The following is a 14,293-nucleotide window of genomic DNA, read 5'->3' on the forward strand; positions in this document are numbered from 1 at the left end:
GAGTTCCGGTGGAGTCCGGGGGGCTGTTCCCCGTGCGGTCCTGGTGGGGCCGTGGAAGGGGTCAGGCACGCGGCTCGGGGGTGCTGGGAGGCCGTCTGGGCCAGGTCTCCGGGCGGGGCGGCCGCGGGTCCGTCCGTAGGCCTGGGGTGGCCCTGGGCCGGTCCCTTTCCCCGAGTTTCCGCGGGGCTGCTCGGGAGCGGACCTCGGGGAGGGGTCTCCTGGCTCCCGGGACGGCTCGCGGGTGGTCTCCCGTACGGTCGGTCGGCCGGAGCCCTGCGTGTGCGGCCGTGACCCGCGGGTGCTCGCGTGAGTGCCGTGGGCGGGGCTGCCGGGGCCTCGCGGGCGGTCCGTGCGCGGGTTCGTGGTGGTGTGCCGACGGTGGTGCGCCGACGGGTGAAGCGCTGTGGCCGAGTCCTCGGAGGTCTTCCGGGAACTCGGCCACAGTCGTGGTGCGTTGGGTGTCAGCGGGCGGTGCCGCCGTCGGCGTTCGGACCGGCGTAGTCCTCGCCGTAGGCGCCCTTGGCGGGGCGGCGGCGGCGCATGGGCGGCTCGACGCCGTCCGCGAGGCGGCGGGCGGTGAGCAGGAAGCCGGTGTGGCCGATCATCCGGTGGTCCGGGCGGACGGCCAGGCCCTCGATGTGCCAGTTGCGGATCATCGATTCCCAGGCGGTCGGTTCGTTGAAGCAGCCGATCTCGCGGATCGACTCGACGGTCCGCGCGAGCTGGGTGGTGGTCGCCACGTAGCAGCAGAGGATGCCGCCGGGGACGAGCGACTTGGAGACGGCCTCCAGGCATTCCCAGGGGGCGAGCATGTCGAGGATGACCCGGTCGACGTCGGTGTCGCTCAGGTTGTCCTGGAGGTCGCCGACGGTGAGCTGCCAGGCGGGGTGGGGTCCGCCGAAGTAGCGTTCCACGTTCTGCCGGGCGATCTCGGCGAAGTCCTCGCGGCGCTCGTAGGAGTGCAGCATGCCCTGGTCGCCGATGGCGCGCAGGAGGAAGCTGCTGAGCGAGCCGGAGCCGACTCCCGCTTCCACGACGCGGGCGCCGGGGAAGATGTCGGCGAAGGCCAGGATCTGCCCCGCGTCCTTGGGGTAGACCACGGCGGCGCCGCGGGGCATGGACAGGACGTAGTCGGGGAGCAGGGGGCGCAGCGCGAGGTAGGCGACGTTCCCCGTGGTGCGGACAACGCTGCCCTCGGGAGCGCCGATCAGTTCGTCGTGGGGGAAGGAACCCTTGTGGGTGTGGAAGTTCTTCCCGGCCTCGAGCGTGAACGTGTAGTGGCGGCCCTTGGGGTCGGTCAGCTGAACCTGGTCCCCGACCTTGAAGGGCCCGCGCCTGCGGGCGGCACCGGTCGGTTCGGACATGTGAACAGCCTACCGGTCCCGGGCGGGGCCGCCGACCACGGTCAGGAGGGGCGGGCCATGGCTTTGACGAAGGCGCGTTCCACGTCGGCGGCGGACAGGACGCCGTAGATCTCGCCGGTGTCCTCGACGACGAGGTATTCGGTGGCGGGGCTGGCGCGGAGGGCGTCGAGGAGGTCTTCTCCGGCGAGTTCGGCGGAGACGCGCATGCCGTCGGTGAGGTCCTGGGCGAGGTTGCTGACGGTGACCCAGGGGCGGCGGTGTTCGGGTACGCCGACGATGGCGGCCTCGCGGACGAGGGAGAGGGGTTCGCCGTCGGTGTCGACGACGACCAGGGCGCGGGCGCCGACGGCGTTGGCGCGGCGCAGTGCTTCGGAGAGGGGGGTGCCGGTCTCGACGGGGACGGCGCGGCGGGTGAGGGAGCGGGCGCGCAGTTCGGGGAGGTGTTCGCGCAGGCGGGCCATGCGGAGGCTGTTGCCGGCGCCGGTCCAGATGATCGCGGCGAGGATGGCGGCGAGGAGGGCGTCGGTGATGGTGTCCATGCCGCCGGTGTTCTCGGGGGCGGCGCCGAGTGTCTCGGACTGGGTGAGGAGGGGCAGTCCGATGAGGACGGAGACGGCGAGGGCGCGGCCGACCCATGCGGCGGCGATGGTGCCGCTCATCGCTCTGCCGGTGATCTTCCAGACGACGGCTCGGAGCATCCGGCCGCCGTCGAGGGGCAGGCCCGGCAGCAGGTTGAAGGCGGCCACGATGAGGTTGGAGACCATCAGGCCGGCCAGCAGGACGCCGGGGACGGTGCCGGGCTCGACGGGGAGCATGGCGAGGTAGAAGAGGCCGGCGAGGACGAGGGAGAGGAGGGGGCCGACGAAGGCGAGGACGAATTCCCGGCCGGGGGTCTCGGCTTCTTTCTCGATCTCGGAGACGCCGCCGAAGAACTGGAGCTGGATGCGGCGGACGGGGAGTTTGAAGCGGAGGGCGGCGACGGTGTGGGCGAGTTCGTGGACGAGTACGGAGGCGTAGAAGGCGACGGCGAAGAAGAGGGAGACGAGGTAGCGGGCGGCGCCGAGGTCGGGCAGGACGCGGTCGAGCTGGCCGCCGAAGACCCAGGTGATGAGGGCGGCGACGAGGAACCAGCTGGGTGCGACGTACACGGGTACGCCGAAGGGGCGGCCCATCAGGAGTCCGCCGCCGGGTTCCTTGGTGCGCCGTGGTGGCCGGCTCTTGCCGTTGTCCTCGGTGCGGGCGTGGGTGCGGTGGGTGGTGGCGGGTCCCTCGTGGGTCTCGTCGTGGTCGTCGTGGTCGTCGGGGGGTCCGGACGGTCGGGAGGGCTCGCCGGGGGGTGTGGTCTCCTCGGCGGGTCCGGTGGTGGCGGGGGTTTTCGCCGGTGGGTCGTGTGGGGTTTCGGTGCCGGGGGTGGTCCCGGTGCCGGGGGTCGCCGAGTCCGTGTCGGGTCCGGGCCGGTTCCGGGCCGTGGTGGTGTGCCCGTCCGGGGCGGGGGGCTCCGGCCGGGTGCCGGTGTCCGCGTCGGGCTGTGTCGCGGTCCGGGTGTCGTGACCGGGGGCCGCGGGCTTCGGCCCGGTGGTCTCGGGGCCGGCCGGTCCGGGGTGTGCGTCGAAGGCCGGGCCGGCGGAGGCCGGGGGCCTCTCGTGGTGCTCGGCCGCCTTGCCGGTGCCGGACCGCGGCTGCCCGCTCCCGCCGCTCTCGTCCACGATGTCCCCTCGTTCGAAGCGTCCCCGCTCCCGGTTCGTGCGGAGCGGGAGGGTCTGGGGTCGATGGTATGCGGCCGTCGCGGTGCGTTCCGCCCCGGCACCCCCTCCGTTTTCCGTGCCGTGGTGCCCGCCGGGGCCGGTTCGCTGTCGGTGGCGGGCCGTATGGTCGTTGTCATGGAAACCAGTGCCGAGGGTGCCGTCCCCGGAGAAGCGGCCGTGGTCGGCGGGGGTGCGGCCGGTGGTCCGGCTCCCGTGGTCGCGAGTCCGCCCGCCTCGCTGTCGCCCTCGCGTGCCAGTGACTTCATGCAGTGTCCGTTGCTGTACCGGTTCCGGGTGATCGACAAGTTGCCGGAGAAGCCGAGTGAGGCGGCGACCAGGGGGACCTTGGTGCACGCGGTTCTCGAGCGGCTCTTCGACGCGCCGGCCGCGGACCGGACCGCGCCGCGGGCCAAGTCGTTGGTTCCCGTGCAGTGGGACCGGTTGCGGGAGACGAAGCCTGAGGTCGCGGAGCTGTTCGCGGACGATCCGGAGGGTGAGCGGCTCGCGGGCTGGCTCGGCGAGGCCGAGCGGTTGGTGGAGCGCTGGTTCACGCTGGAGGATCCGACGCGGCTGGAGCCGGCCGAGCGGGAGCTGTTCGTGGAGGCGCGGCTGGATTCGGGGCTGACGCTGCGCGGCATCATCGACCGGGTCGACGTGGCTCCGTCGGGCGAGGTCCGGATCGTCGACTACAAGACGGGCAAGGCGCCGCGGCCCGAGTACGCGGAGGGCGCCCTGTTCCAGATGAAGTTCTACGCGCTGGTGGTGTGGCGGCTGAAGCGGGTGGTTCCGCGCCGTCTTCAGCTCGTCTATCTGGGCAGTGGGGACGTGCTGACGTACGACCCCGAGATCGCGGATCTGGAGCGGGTCGAGCGCAAGCTGCTGGCGTTGTGGGAGGCGATCCGGGAGGCGACGGAGACGGGTGAGTGGCGGCCGCGTCCCACCAAGCTGTGCGGCTGGTGCGATCACCAGGCGGTGTGTCCGGAATTCGGTGGTACTCCCCCGGCATATCCACTGCCGGTCAGGGCGCCCGGGTCGGGGCCTTCGGAGCAGGGCAGAATGGGGCCGGACTAGCGAAGGAGACTTACGTGGCCATCCGCGTCCTACTGGTCGACGACCAGCCGCTGCTGCGCACCGGCTTCCGGATGATTCTGGAGGCGGAGCCGGATCTCGCGGTCGTCGGCGAGGCCGGTGACGGTCTCCAGGCACTCGATCAGGTGCGTGCCCTGCAGCCCGATGTGGTTCTGATGGACATCCGTATGCCGCGGATGGACGGTGTGGAGGCGACGCGGCAGATCACCGGTCCGGGCCGGGACGGTCCGGCGAAGGTTCTGGTGCTGACGACGTTCGACCTCGACGAGTACGTGGTGGAGGCGCTTCGCGCGGGTGCCAGTGGTTTCCTGCTCAAGGACGCGCCGGCCAATGAGCTGGTGCAGGCGATCCGGGTGGTCGCGGCGGGCGAGGCGATGCTCGCGCCGAGCATCACGCGTCGGCTGCTGGACAAGTACGCGGGTCATCTTCCGTCCGGGGACGAGCCGGTTCCGGACACGTTGCACACGCTGACCGACCGTGAGGTCGAGGTGTTGAAGCTGGTGGCGCGCGGTCTGTCGAACGCGGAGATCGCGGCTGATCTGTTCGTCAGCGAGACCACGGTCAAGACGCATGTGGGGCATGTCCTGACGAAGCTGGGGCTGCGGGACCGGGTGCAGGCCGCGGTGTACGCGTACGAGAGCGGTCTGGTGCGTCCCGGGGCGCAGTAGCCCCGGCCGGTCCCGGTCGGTCCGGAGCCGTATGTGAGAGGGCGCCCGTTCCACGACGGAACGGGCGCCCTTTCGTGTGCCGGCGCGGGTGGGCGGCGATGCGGCGACGGGCCGGCCCACGGACCGTCGCCGGGCGCGGCCGTGGGCGGGTGCCGTGGCGCCGTGTCCGGAGCCCGGAGGAGCCGTCGGGTCCGGCTCGCGGAAACCGAAAGACCCGGGACCGCCGGGTCCCGGGTCCTGTCCCGGGGCCTAGGGCCTCGGGTCGATCGGCTGGGTCACTCGCTGACGCCGCGGCTCAGCTCCCACAGCTGGAGGGTGGAGGAGGAGTTGAGCGCCCACTCCGAGCCCGTGATGTCGTCGCGGGCGGCGATGTACTGCTTGCCCTGCCACAGCGGGATCACGGGGACGTCGTTGGCCACGATGTCCTGGATCTCGTTGAGGCTCCGGGAGGCGGTGAGGCGGTCGGCCTCGCGGCGGGAGTCCGGGATCAGGTTGTTGCTGATCTTGGTGTTCAGGTACGGCGAGCCGAGGAAGTTGTCCTTGTCGAGGAACGGCGCCAGGTAGTTGTCGGCGTCGGGGAAGTCGGGGAACCAACCCATGCCGTAGACGTCGTAGTCGCCCTTCTGCTCGGCCGGGCGGAACTTGGACCAGGGCGTGCCCTGGACGGTGACGTTGAAGAGGCCGCTCTTGTTGAGCTGGCTCTTCAGGACCTGGAACTCCTGCGCGGTGACCGCACCGTAGTGGTCGGTCGTGTAGTGCAGGGTCAGCTTGACCGGGGTGGTGATGCCGGCCTTGGTCAGCAGGGACTGGGCCTTGCTGACGCTGGGGTCGCCGTACTTGTTGAAGAACGCGTTGGCGTGGCCGGTGATGGTCGCCGGGACCAGCGAGTAGAGCGGCTGGGCCTGGGAGCCGTACACCTTGGAGATGAGCTCGCCGCGGTTGATGACCTGCGCCATGGCCTGGCGGACGGCCGCGGACTTCACCGAGGGGGCGTCGGTGTTGAAGGCCAGGTAGCGGATTTCCAGGCCGGGCATCTCGTTCAGGTTGACGTTGCCGCCGTTGGTGCTGTCCAGCTTGGTGATCTGCTCGGGCGTCATCGAGCGCGTCATCAGGTCGATGTCGCCGCTGTCGAGGGCCACTCCCATGGTGTCGGCGTCCGCGAAGGAACGCAGCTCGACCTTGGAGTTCTTGACCTTCAGCTGTCCCTTGTAGTGGGAGTTCTTCGTGAAGACGGCCTTGGTGACCGTGTCGTCCTTGGACTCGATCTTCACGGTGTACGGGCCGGAACCGTCCACGGAGAAGCCGTCGCGCAGCGCGTTCTTCTCGTAGTCGCTCGGGTTCACGATGCCGGCGACCGGGGTCGACAGCTTGAACGGGAAGGTCGCGTCGGCGCTCTTGAGGTGGAAGATCACCTCGCGGTCGCCGCGGGTCTCGACGGTGTCGATGGTGGACAGCAGGGCGAACACACCACTGTCGGCCTTGATGGCCCGCGCACGGTCGATCGAGAACTTGACGTCCTTCGCGGTGATCGCGTCGCCGTTGGAGAACTCAAGGCCCTCGCGCAGCGTGCACGAGTAGCGCTCGTTCCCGCTGTCGGTGAACCCGCACTTCTCGGCCGCCTCGGGCTGCGGCTCGCCGTCACCACGCGGCTGGACCAGCAGCGTCTGCACGGTCTGGCGCAGCACGTTCCAGGTGCCGACGTCGTACGCGTACGCCGGGTCGAACGGTGCCGGGGCCTCCTTGGACGCGGTGAACTGGTCCGTGGTACCGACAACGATGGCATCGCCGCTGTCGCCCCCGCTGGCGGACCCGCCGCACGCGGCGAGCACTGGGGCGAGCAGGCCGACCACGGCCGGCAGCACCAAAGTCTTGCGGTTCATGCTCGTGTTTCTCCAGAGCTGTAGGTTCCGCGAACCGGCATGCAGGGGTGGCGCGGCGGGTCACGGGGTTACGGCGATGTTCTCGCGACGACATTAGTCCGCACCACAAGATCAGCAGGCCGATGCCGGAATCGTCTTCCGCTCACGCTGAGAAACGGGGAGGGGACGCACCGATAACCCGACACGGGAAGGAATTAGTGCAGGCTTTCATCAATCGGGACACAAGGGCACGCCCGGACCTCACGAACGGGTAACGGGGGCACAAGTCGCCCCCGCTGTCGACCCTCCGTAACGTGGCGAACGTCACACGGTAAAATTGATTGAGGCGTACCGGAATTCACTGTTCCGCCCCGTTATGGATTCCGGAGTGCCTTCGCCCGCGCTTACCACAGGAAGCCACCGGGTTTTCCCACCGCATTCGGTGCCGCACTCCGAGTGACCGTCTCGGCGACGTTCGGTGACGAATCAGTGCCCATTTGTCATCAGACGATGCAGAAAGGTCAGGTCGACCTCTTCCAGGGAATTCACCACGGTGCGGCGGGCGGCGGGGGCGATGGGCGCGACCGAGGGCACGGCGATCACCTGACAGCCCGCGGCCTCGGCGGAGGCGACGCCGGTCGAGGTGTCCTCGATGACGGCGCAGCGTGCCGGTTCGGCGCCGAGCCGGGAGGCGGCCAGGAGGTACGGGTCGGGGAACGGCTTGGTCCGCTCCACCTCGTCGCCCGCGACGGTCAGCGCGAAGAAGTGGGAGCCGATCGCGCCCAGGACCCGGTCGATGATCCGCCGGTGCGAGGCGGAGACCAGCGCGGTGGGGATCTCGTGCGCGGCGAGCTCGGCGAGCAGTCTGGCGGCGCCCGGCATCAGCGGCAGGGAGTGGCCGATGCGCTCCTCGAAACTGTCGTTGAGCAGCACGGACAGCTCGGGAAGGGTGATGTCGGCACCGGTGGCCTCGATGAGGAATCCCGCGCTGCGGGTCATGGGGCCGCCGACGACCACATGGCGCCAGGACTCGTCCAGCGTGTGTCCGAGGGCTTCGAAGACCGCGACCTCCACGTCCCACCAGAAGCCCTCGGTGTCCACCAGGGTTCCGTCCATGTCGAGGAGGACGGCCTGCAGGGCTGAGCCCTCGGCCGTACGGGTTCCGAGCGAGGGGACCGTACTGGTCATCCTGGCGCACCTCTCTTGAGGGACGATCAGGCCGGTTGCCCCTTGTGCGCCAGGGGGCAACCGGCCTGCGATGGACCGACAAGTGTACGACTTATCCGATCAGTGCGCGTCGTGGCGCGTGCCGGGGTCCGCCGGAACCGTCACCGTGCGTTGAAGTACTTCGCCTCGGGGTGGTGGATGACGATGGCGTCGGTGGACTGTTCGGGGTGGAGCTGGAACTCCTCGGAGAGGTGGACGCCGATGCGCTCGGGTTCCAGGAGCTGCGCGATCTTGGCGCGGTCCTCCAGGTCCGGGCAGGCGCCGTAGCCGAGGGAGAAGCGGGCGCCGCGGTACTTGAGGGCGAACATGTCGCCGATCTCGGAGGGGTCCTCTCCCGCGAAGCCCAGCTCGGAGCGGACGCGGGCGTGCCAGTACTCGGCGAGCGCCTCGGCGAGCTGGACGGACAGGCCGTGCAGTTCGAGGTAGTCGCGGTAGGAGTTGGCCTCGAAGAGCTTGGCGGTCTCCTCGCCGATGCGGGAGCCGACGGTGACGACCTGGAGGCCGACGACGTCGGTCTCGCCGGACTCCTCGGGGCGGAAGAAGTCGGCGAGGCACAGTCGGCGGCCGCGGCTCTGGCGGGGGAAGGTGAAGCGGGTGCGCTCGTTGCCCCGGTCGTCCAGGATGATCAGGTCGTCGTCCTTGGACACGCAGGGGAAGTAGCCGTAGACCACGGCCGCTTCCAGCAGGTTGTCCCTCTGGAGCCGGTCAAGGAGCCCGCGCAGTCGCGGCCGCCCCTCGGTCTCGACGAGTTCCTCGTACGTCGGGCCGTCGCCGGCGCGGGCCTGCTTGAGGCCCCACTGCCCCTTGAACAGGGCGCCCTCGTCCAGCCAGGAGGCGTACTCCTTGAGCTGGATGCCCTTGATCACGCGGGTGCCGGTGAAGGGGGCCTTCGGGACGGGGTTGTCGGTGGCGACGTCGGAGCGGACGTGCCCCTCCTGCGGGCGTTCCTCGGTCTGGACGGAGGCGGCGGCGCGGACCCGGCGCTGCTTGAGTTCGGGCAGGACCGCGCCGGGCACGCCGCGCTTGACGCCGATGAGGGCGTCCATCAGGCGCAGGCCCTCGAAGGCGTCGCGGGCGTAACGGACCTCGCCCTGGTAGATCTCGTGGAGGTCCTGCTCGACGTAGGCCCTGGTCAGGGCGGCGCCGCCGAGGATGACGGGGTAGTCGGCGGACAGGCCCCGGGAGTTGAGCTCCTCCAGGTTCTCCTTCATGATCACCGTGGACTTGACCAGGAGCCCGGACATGCCGATGACGTCGGCCTTGTGTTCCTCGGCGGCGTCCAGGATCGCGGAGACCGGCTGCTTGATGCCGAGGTTGACGACGTTGTAGCCGTTGTTGGACAGGATGATGTCGACGAGGTTCTTGCCGATGTCGTGGACGTCGCCGCGGACCGTGGCGAGCACGATGGTGCCCTTGCCCTCCGCGTCCGACTTCTCCATGTGGGGTTCGAGGTAGGCGACGGCCGACTTCATGACCTCGGCGGACTGGAGCACGAACGGCAGCTGCATCTGGCCGGAGCCGAACAGCTCGCCGACGACCTTCATGCCGTCGAGCAGGGTCTCGTTGACGATGTCGAGGGCGGGGCGGCTCTGGAGGGCCTCGGAGAGGTCGGCTTCCAGGCCGTTCTTCTCGCCGTCGATGATCCGCCGCTTGAGGCGCTCGTCCAGCGGCAGCGCGGCCAGTTCCTCGGCCTTGCCGGCCTTGAGCGACTTGGTGGTGGCGCCCTCGAACAGGGCCATCAGCTTCTGCAGCGGGTCGTAGCCCTCGGCGCGGCGGTCGTGGATGAGGTCGAGGGCGGTGGTGACCTCCTCCTCGCTGAAGCGGGCGATCGGCAGGATCTTGGAGGCGTGCACGATCGCCGAGTCCAGGCCCGCCTTGACGCACTCGTCGAGGAAGACCGAGTTGAGCAGGATGCGGGCGGCCGGGTTGAGGCCGAAGGAGATGTTGGACAGTCCCAGCGTGGTCTGGACGTCGGGGCGGCGGCGCTTGAGCTCGCGGATCGCCTCGATCGTGGCGATGCCGTCCTTGCGGGACTCTTCCTGGCCCGTGCAGATCGTGAAGGTCAGACAGTCGATGAGGATGTCGGACTCGTGGATGCCCCAGTTGCCGGTGAGGTCCTCGATGAGCCGTTCGGCGATGGCGACCTTGGTCTCCACCGTGCGGGCCTGGCCCTGTTCGTCGATGGTCAGCGCGATCAGCGCGGCGCCGTGCTCACGGGCGAGCTCGGTGACCTTCGCGAACCGGGACTCGGGTCCGTCGCCGTCCTCGTAGTTGACGGAGTTGATGACCGCGCGGCCGCCGAGGCGCTCCAGGCCGGCGCGGATGACCTCGACCTCGGTGGAGTCCAGCACGATGGGCAGGGTGGAGGCGGTGGCGAAGCGGCCGGCCAGTTCGTCCATGTCGGCGACGCCGTCGCGGCCGACGTAGTCGACGCACAGGTCGAGCATGTGCGCGCCCTCGCGGATCTGGTCCCGCGCCATCTCCACGCAGTCGTCCCAGCGGCCCTCCAGCATGGCCTCGCGGAACTTCTTCGACCCGTTGGCGTTGGTGCGCTCGCCGATGGCCATGTAGGCGGTGTCCTGGCGGAACGGGACCGTCTGGTAGAGGGAGGCGGCGCCGGGCTCGGGCCGCGGGTCGCGCTCGGCGGGCGTGAGGCCCCTCACCCGCTCCACGACCTGGCGCAGGTGCTCGGGGGTCGTGCCGCAGCAGCCACCGATCAGGGACAGGCCGTAGTCCCGTACGAAGTTCTCCTGGGCGTCGGCGAGTCCCTCGGCGTCGAGCGGGAAGTGGGCGCCGTCCTTCGTCAGGACCGGCAGACCGGCGTTCGGCATGCACAGCAGGGGGATGCGGGAGTGCCGGGTGAGGTAGCGCAGGTGCTCGCTCATCTCGGCGGGGCCGGTCGAGCAGTTCAGGCCGATCATGTCGATGCCCAGCGGCTCCAGGGCGGTCAGCGCCGCGCCGATCTCGGAGCCGAGCAGCATGGTGCCGGTGGTCTCGAAGGCCATCGAGACCAGCAGCGGCACCCGGACGCCGGTGGCCTCCATGGCGCGGTGCGCGCCGAGCACGGAGGACTTCGTCTGCAGCAGGTCCTGGGTGGTCTCGACGATCAGCGCGTCGGCGCCTCCGGCGAGCAGGCCCTCGGCGTTGGCCTGGAAGCCGTCGCGCAGGGTGCCGTAGGAGACGTGGCCGAGGGTGGGCAGCTTGGTGCCGGGGCCGATCGAGCCGAGCACCCAGCGCTGGCGGCCGTCGCGGGCGCCGAAGGAGTCGGCGACCTCGCGGGCGATGCGGGCGCCGGCCTCGGAGAGTTCGTTCACGCGGTCCGCGATGTCGTACTCGGCCATCGCGGAGTGGTTCGCCCCGAAGGTGTTCGTCTCGACGCAGTCGACGCCGGCCTCGAAGTACTCCTCGTGCACCGAGCGCACGATGTCGGGGCGGGTGATGTTGAGGATCTCGTTGCAGCCCTCGAGGTTCTCGAAGTCCTCGAGCGTCGGGTCCTGCGCCTGGAGCATCGTGCCCATCGCGCCGTCGGCCACCACGACCCGGGTGGCGAGCGCTTCTCGGAGTGCGTCGGTTCGCTTCCGGCTCTCGGAAAGACCGGACGAAAGGGACGGGTTCGGCAACGAGGCCATGAAGGTGCTCCCTGGAGTGCGACGGCTGTCGGCTTTGCGCTTCCCATGGAAGGCGCACGCCGTCAGGGTAGCCCGGAGCACCGGAGATGGGGCATGGGCGTCCACGGGGCGGACGGGGGCGGCATGGGTGACGCCGGTGTGGAGAGGGACGGAACACGGGACGACCACCCATTGGCGAGAGTTCGATGACGACCGGTAGTGTTCGACATTGCCGAACGGCAGCGGGTGGCCGCGTCGACGGCCGAAGGGGACGGAGGCAGCACGGCGATGGCACGGAACATCCAGTCGCTCGAACGGGCAGCGGCGATGCTGCGGCTGCTCGCGGGCGGCGAGCGACAGCTCGGCCTGTCGGACATCGCCTCCTCGCTCGGCCTGGCCAAGGGGACGGCCCACGGCATCCTGCGAACCCTCCAGCAGGAGGGGTTCGTCGAGCAGGACACGGTCTCCGGGCGCTATCAGCTGGGCGCCGAACTGCTGCGCCTGGGCACCACCTATCTCGACGTGCACGAACTGCGGGCGCGCGCCCTGGTGTGGACCGACGACCTGGCCCGCTCCAGCGGCGAGAGCGTCTATCTGGGGGTGCTGCACCAGCAGGGCGTCCTGATCGTGCACCACGTCTTCCGGCCCGACGACAGCCGTCAGGTCCTGGAGGTCGGGGCCATGCAGCCGCTGCACTCCACCGCTCTGGGCAAGGTGCTGTCGGCGTACGACCCGGTGGCCCACAGCGAGGTCCTGGAGGTCGAGCGCAAGGCGTTCACCCCGCGGACCATCAGCGAGCTGGACGACTTCGAGGGCGTCCTCGACGTGACCCGCGCGCGGGGGTACGCGGACGACGTCGAGGAGACGTGGACGGGGGTCGCCTCCGTCGCCGCCCCGATCCACAACCGCAGGCGCATGCCGGTCGGCGCGGTGGGGATCACCGGGGCCGTGGAGCGGGTGTGCAAGGACGGGGAACTGCGTCCGGAGCTGATCGCCGCGGTGCGCGACTGCGCCCGCGCGGTGTCGCGCGACCTGGGCGCCGGGCGGTTCTGACACCCGCCTTCGACCGGACGCCACCGAGGGTCACGCCTTCGACCAGGCGCCGCCGAAGGGCACGCCTTCGGCCGGGTGATTCCGGCGCGCACGCCCCGGCCGCGTCGGCGCGCACACTTCACGGGTGAGCCGTAGCCACGCGCACGCCCCCACCTCTCCTCCTCCTTCACGGGCGGGCCGCACCCACGCACACCTGCACAGCCGTGGGCCGGCCGCACCCATACGCACGGCTTCGGCCAAGCCGTGCCCACGCGCACTCCTTCGGCCAAGCCGTGTCGACGCGCACCCGGTCGACCGAGCCGTACCGGCACGAACGCCGCCCACCGGGCCGTTCCCCCGCACACGCCGCAGGTCAGGCGTCCGGGCGCGAACGGCGTTCGCCGAGCCGTGGCGACGCGTACACCGCCCGCCGGGCGGCTTCGACGCGTACACCGTTCGCGGAACCGGCCTCGGGCGCACACCGTCGCGCGGGGGCCTGACGCGCGCACCGGCCAGCGGCGGCCCCGACGTGCGGCGGACCCGGTCCCGCACGGGGCGGGGCCCGGGAAGTGCGGGAGCCGGGCCCGGGACGCGCGGGAGCCGGGGCCGGGAAGCGGAATGCCTCCCGGCCTCCTTCGTACGTCCCCGGACGAGGGGCGACACACCGATAGCACGCAGCGATCAATAACGATCGCGCTTTCGATAACCGAACCCTTGACGAGGCGACGAAGCGGAAGCAAGACTCCCGTCCATCGGTCGACATTGTCGAACACCTACCGGCAATAGGCGTTATGGTGTGGCAATGCCGGGGCCGACATCGCTCTCACTCCCCGAGAGCACGAACCACCGGAGGGACCCGGGGTTCGGCTTCCCCTGGACGAAGGACAAAGGAGTCGCGGGTGTCCAGCTCCGACATCTTCATCGGCGAGACCATCGGTACCGCCGTTCTCATCCTGCTCGGCGGTGGCGTGTGCGCCGCCGTCACGCTGAAGGCCTCCAAGGCACGTGCCGCCGGATGGCTGGCCATCGCCTTCGGGTGGGGCTTCGCGGTCATGACCGCGGTCTACATCTCGGCGCCGCTGTCCGGCGCCCACCTCAACCCGGCCGTGAGCCTGGCGCTCGCCATCAAGGACGACGACTACAGCAACCTCGCCACCTACTGGGGCGGACAGCTGCTCGGCGCCATGATCGGCGCGGTGCTGGTCTGGGTCGCCTACTACGGCCAGTTCCTCGCGCACCTCACCGACAGCGAGATCGTCGGAGTGCCCGAGGAGAAGGTCACGAAGGCGGTCGAGGCCGAGGAGCCCGGCGCCGGACCGGTGCTCGGTGTCTTCTCCACCGGCCCCGAGATCCGCAACGTCGTGCAGAACCTCGCCACCGAGATCATCGGCACCGTGGTGCTGATCCTCGCGATCCTCACGCAGGGCCTGAACAACGACGGCAACGGCCTGGGCGTCCTCGGCGCCCTGATCACCTCCTTCGTGGTGGTGGGCATCGGCCTCTCGCTCGGCGGCCCCACCGGCTACGCGATCAACCCGGCCCGTGACCTCGGTCCGCGCATCGTGCACGCCCTGCTCCCCCTGCCCAACAAGGGTGGTTCCGACTGGAGCTACGCCTGGATCCCGGTCGTCGGCCCGCTCATCGGCGGCGCGATCGCGGCAGGCATATACAACGTCGCCTTCGCCTAGGAGCCCCGCTCCA

The 14,293-nt window shown here is 70.3% G+C and carries 9 protein-coding genes; 4 read left to right on the plus strand and 5 right to left on the minus strand.

Translation table 11 applies throughout. From position 1 onward, the window contains the following. Nucleotides 1–461 precede the first annotated feature (461 nt). Nucleotides 462–1,364: a tRNA (adenine-N1)-methyltransferase gene (locus ACICHK_RS09645; protein WP_151468339.1), complete on the minus strand. Its 903-nt coding sequence runs from the start codon at nt 1,362–1,364 to the stop codon at nt 462–464. A gap of 41 nt (nt 1,365–1,405) precedes the next feature. Then, nucleotides 1,406–3,070 (minus strand): site-2 protease family protein, encoded by a 1,665-nt coding sequence (locus ACICHK_RS09650; RefSeq protein WP_406836576.1) that lies wholly within the window; start codon nt 3,068–3,070, stop codon nt 1,406–1,408. 174 nt (nt 3,071–3,244) lie between these two features. Here ACICHK_RS09650 and ACICHK_RS09655 point away from each other — a divergent pair, with 174 nt between their 5' ends. Continuing rightward, nucleotides 3,245–4,180, plus strand: a complete 936-nt coding sequence (locus ACICHK_RS09655; RefSeq protein ID WP_406836577.1) for a RecB family exonuclease — start codon at nt 3,245–3,247, stop codon at nt 4,178–4,180. Between the two features lie 14 nt (nt 4,181–4,194). Then, entirely contained in the window at nt 4,195–4,866 is a 672-nt protein-coding gene (locus ACICHK_RS09660) for a response regulator transcription factor (protein WP_037628456.1), read from the plus strand. Nucleotides 4,867–5,141: 275 nt separating this feature from the next. Here ACICHK_RS09660 and ACICHK_RS09665 read toward each other — a convergent pair whose 3' ends face one another. The 3 genes from ACICHK_RS09665 to metH form a co-directional block, all read right to left on the minus strand. Beyond that, a complete protein-coding gene (locus tag ACICHK_RS09665) occupies nt 5,142–6,746 on the minus strand; it encodes an ABC transporter substrate-binding protein (protein WP_406836578.1) in 1,605 nt (534 codons plus the stop codon). A gap of 465 nt (nt 6,747–7,211) precedes the next feature. Beyond that, on the minus strand, nt 7,212–7,913 hold the full coding sequence (locus ACICHK_RS09670; RefSeq protein WP_406836579.1) for an HAD family hydrolase: 702 nt from the start codon (nt 7,911–7,913) through the stop codon (nt 7,212–7,214). 140 nt (nt 7,914–8,053) lie between these two features. Next, complete coding sequence (gene metH, locus ACICHK_RS09675) at nt 8,054–11,581, minus strand: methionine synthase (RefSeq protein WP_406836580.1); 3,528 nt, start codon at nt 11,579–11,581, stop codon at nt 8,054–8,056. A gap of 267 nt (nt 11,582–11,848) precedes the next feature. Between metH and ACICHK_RS09680 the strand changes: the two genes are divergently transcribed. Beyond that, nucleotides 11,849–12,613, plus strand: a complete 765-nt coding sequence (locus ACICHK_RS09680; protein ID WP_151468334.1) for an IclR family transcriptional regulator — start codon at nt 11,849–11,851, stop codon at nt 12,611–12,613. An 878-nt stretch (nt 12,614–13,491) separates the two neighbouring features. Beyond that, nucleotides 13,492–14,280 carry an MIP/aquaporin family protein gene (locus ACICHK_RS09685; protein ID WP_151468333.1) on the plus strand — a complete coding sequence of 263 codons (789 nt, stop codon included), beginning with the start codon at nt 13,492–13,494 and terminating at the stop codon, nt 14,278–14,280. Nucleotides 14,281–14,293: the final 13 nt, after the last annotated feature.

The sequence above is a fragment of the Streptomyces sp. AHU1 genome (genome assembly GCF_045343905.1).
Lineage (GTDB): Bacteria > Actinomycetota > Actinomycetes > Streptomycetales > Streptomycetaceae > Streptomyces > Streptomyces triticiradicis.

Bases quoted from the DNA above. Each gene is read 5' to 3' on its own strand.
- ACICHK_RS09645 (WP_151468339.1), bottom strand. From the start codon at position 1,364: ATGTCCGAACCGACCGGTGCCGCCCGCAGGCGCGGGCCCTTCAAGGTC.
- ACICHK_RS09655 (WP_406836577.1), top strand. From the start codon at position 3,245: ATGGAAACCAGTGCCGAGGGTGCCGTCCCCGGAGAAGCGGCCGTGGTC.
- ACICHK_RS09665 (WP_406836578.1), bottom strand. From the start codon at position 6,746: ATGAACCGCAAGACTTTGGTGCTGCCGGCCGTGGTCGGCCTGCTCGCC.
- ACICHK_RS09670 (WP_406836579.1), bottom strand. From the start codon at position 7,913: ATGACCAGTACGGTCCCCTCGCTCGGAACCCGTACGGCCGAGGGCTCA.
- metH (WP_406836580.1), bottom strand. From the start codon at position 11,581: ATGGCCTCGTTGCCGAACCCGTCCCTTTCGTCCGGTCTTTCCGAGAGC.
- ACICHK_RS09680 (WP_151468334.1), top strand. From the start codon at position 11,849: ATGGCACGGAACATCCAGTCGCTCGAACGGGCAGCGGCGATGCTGCGG.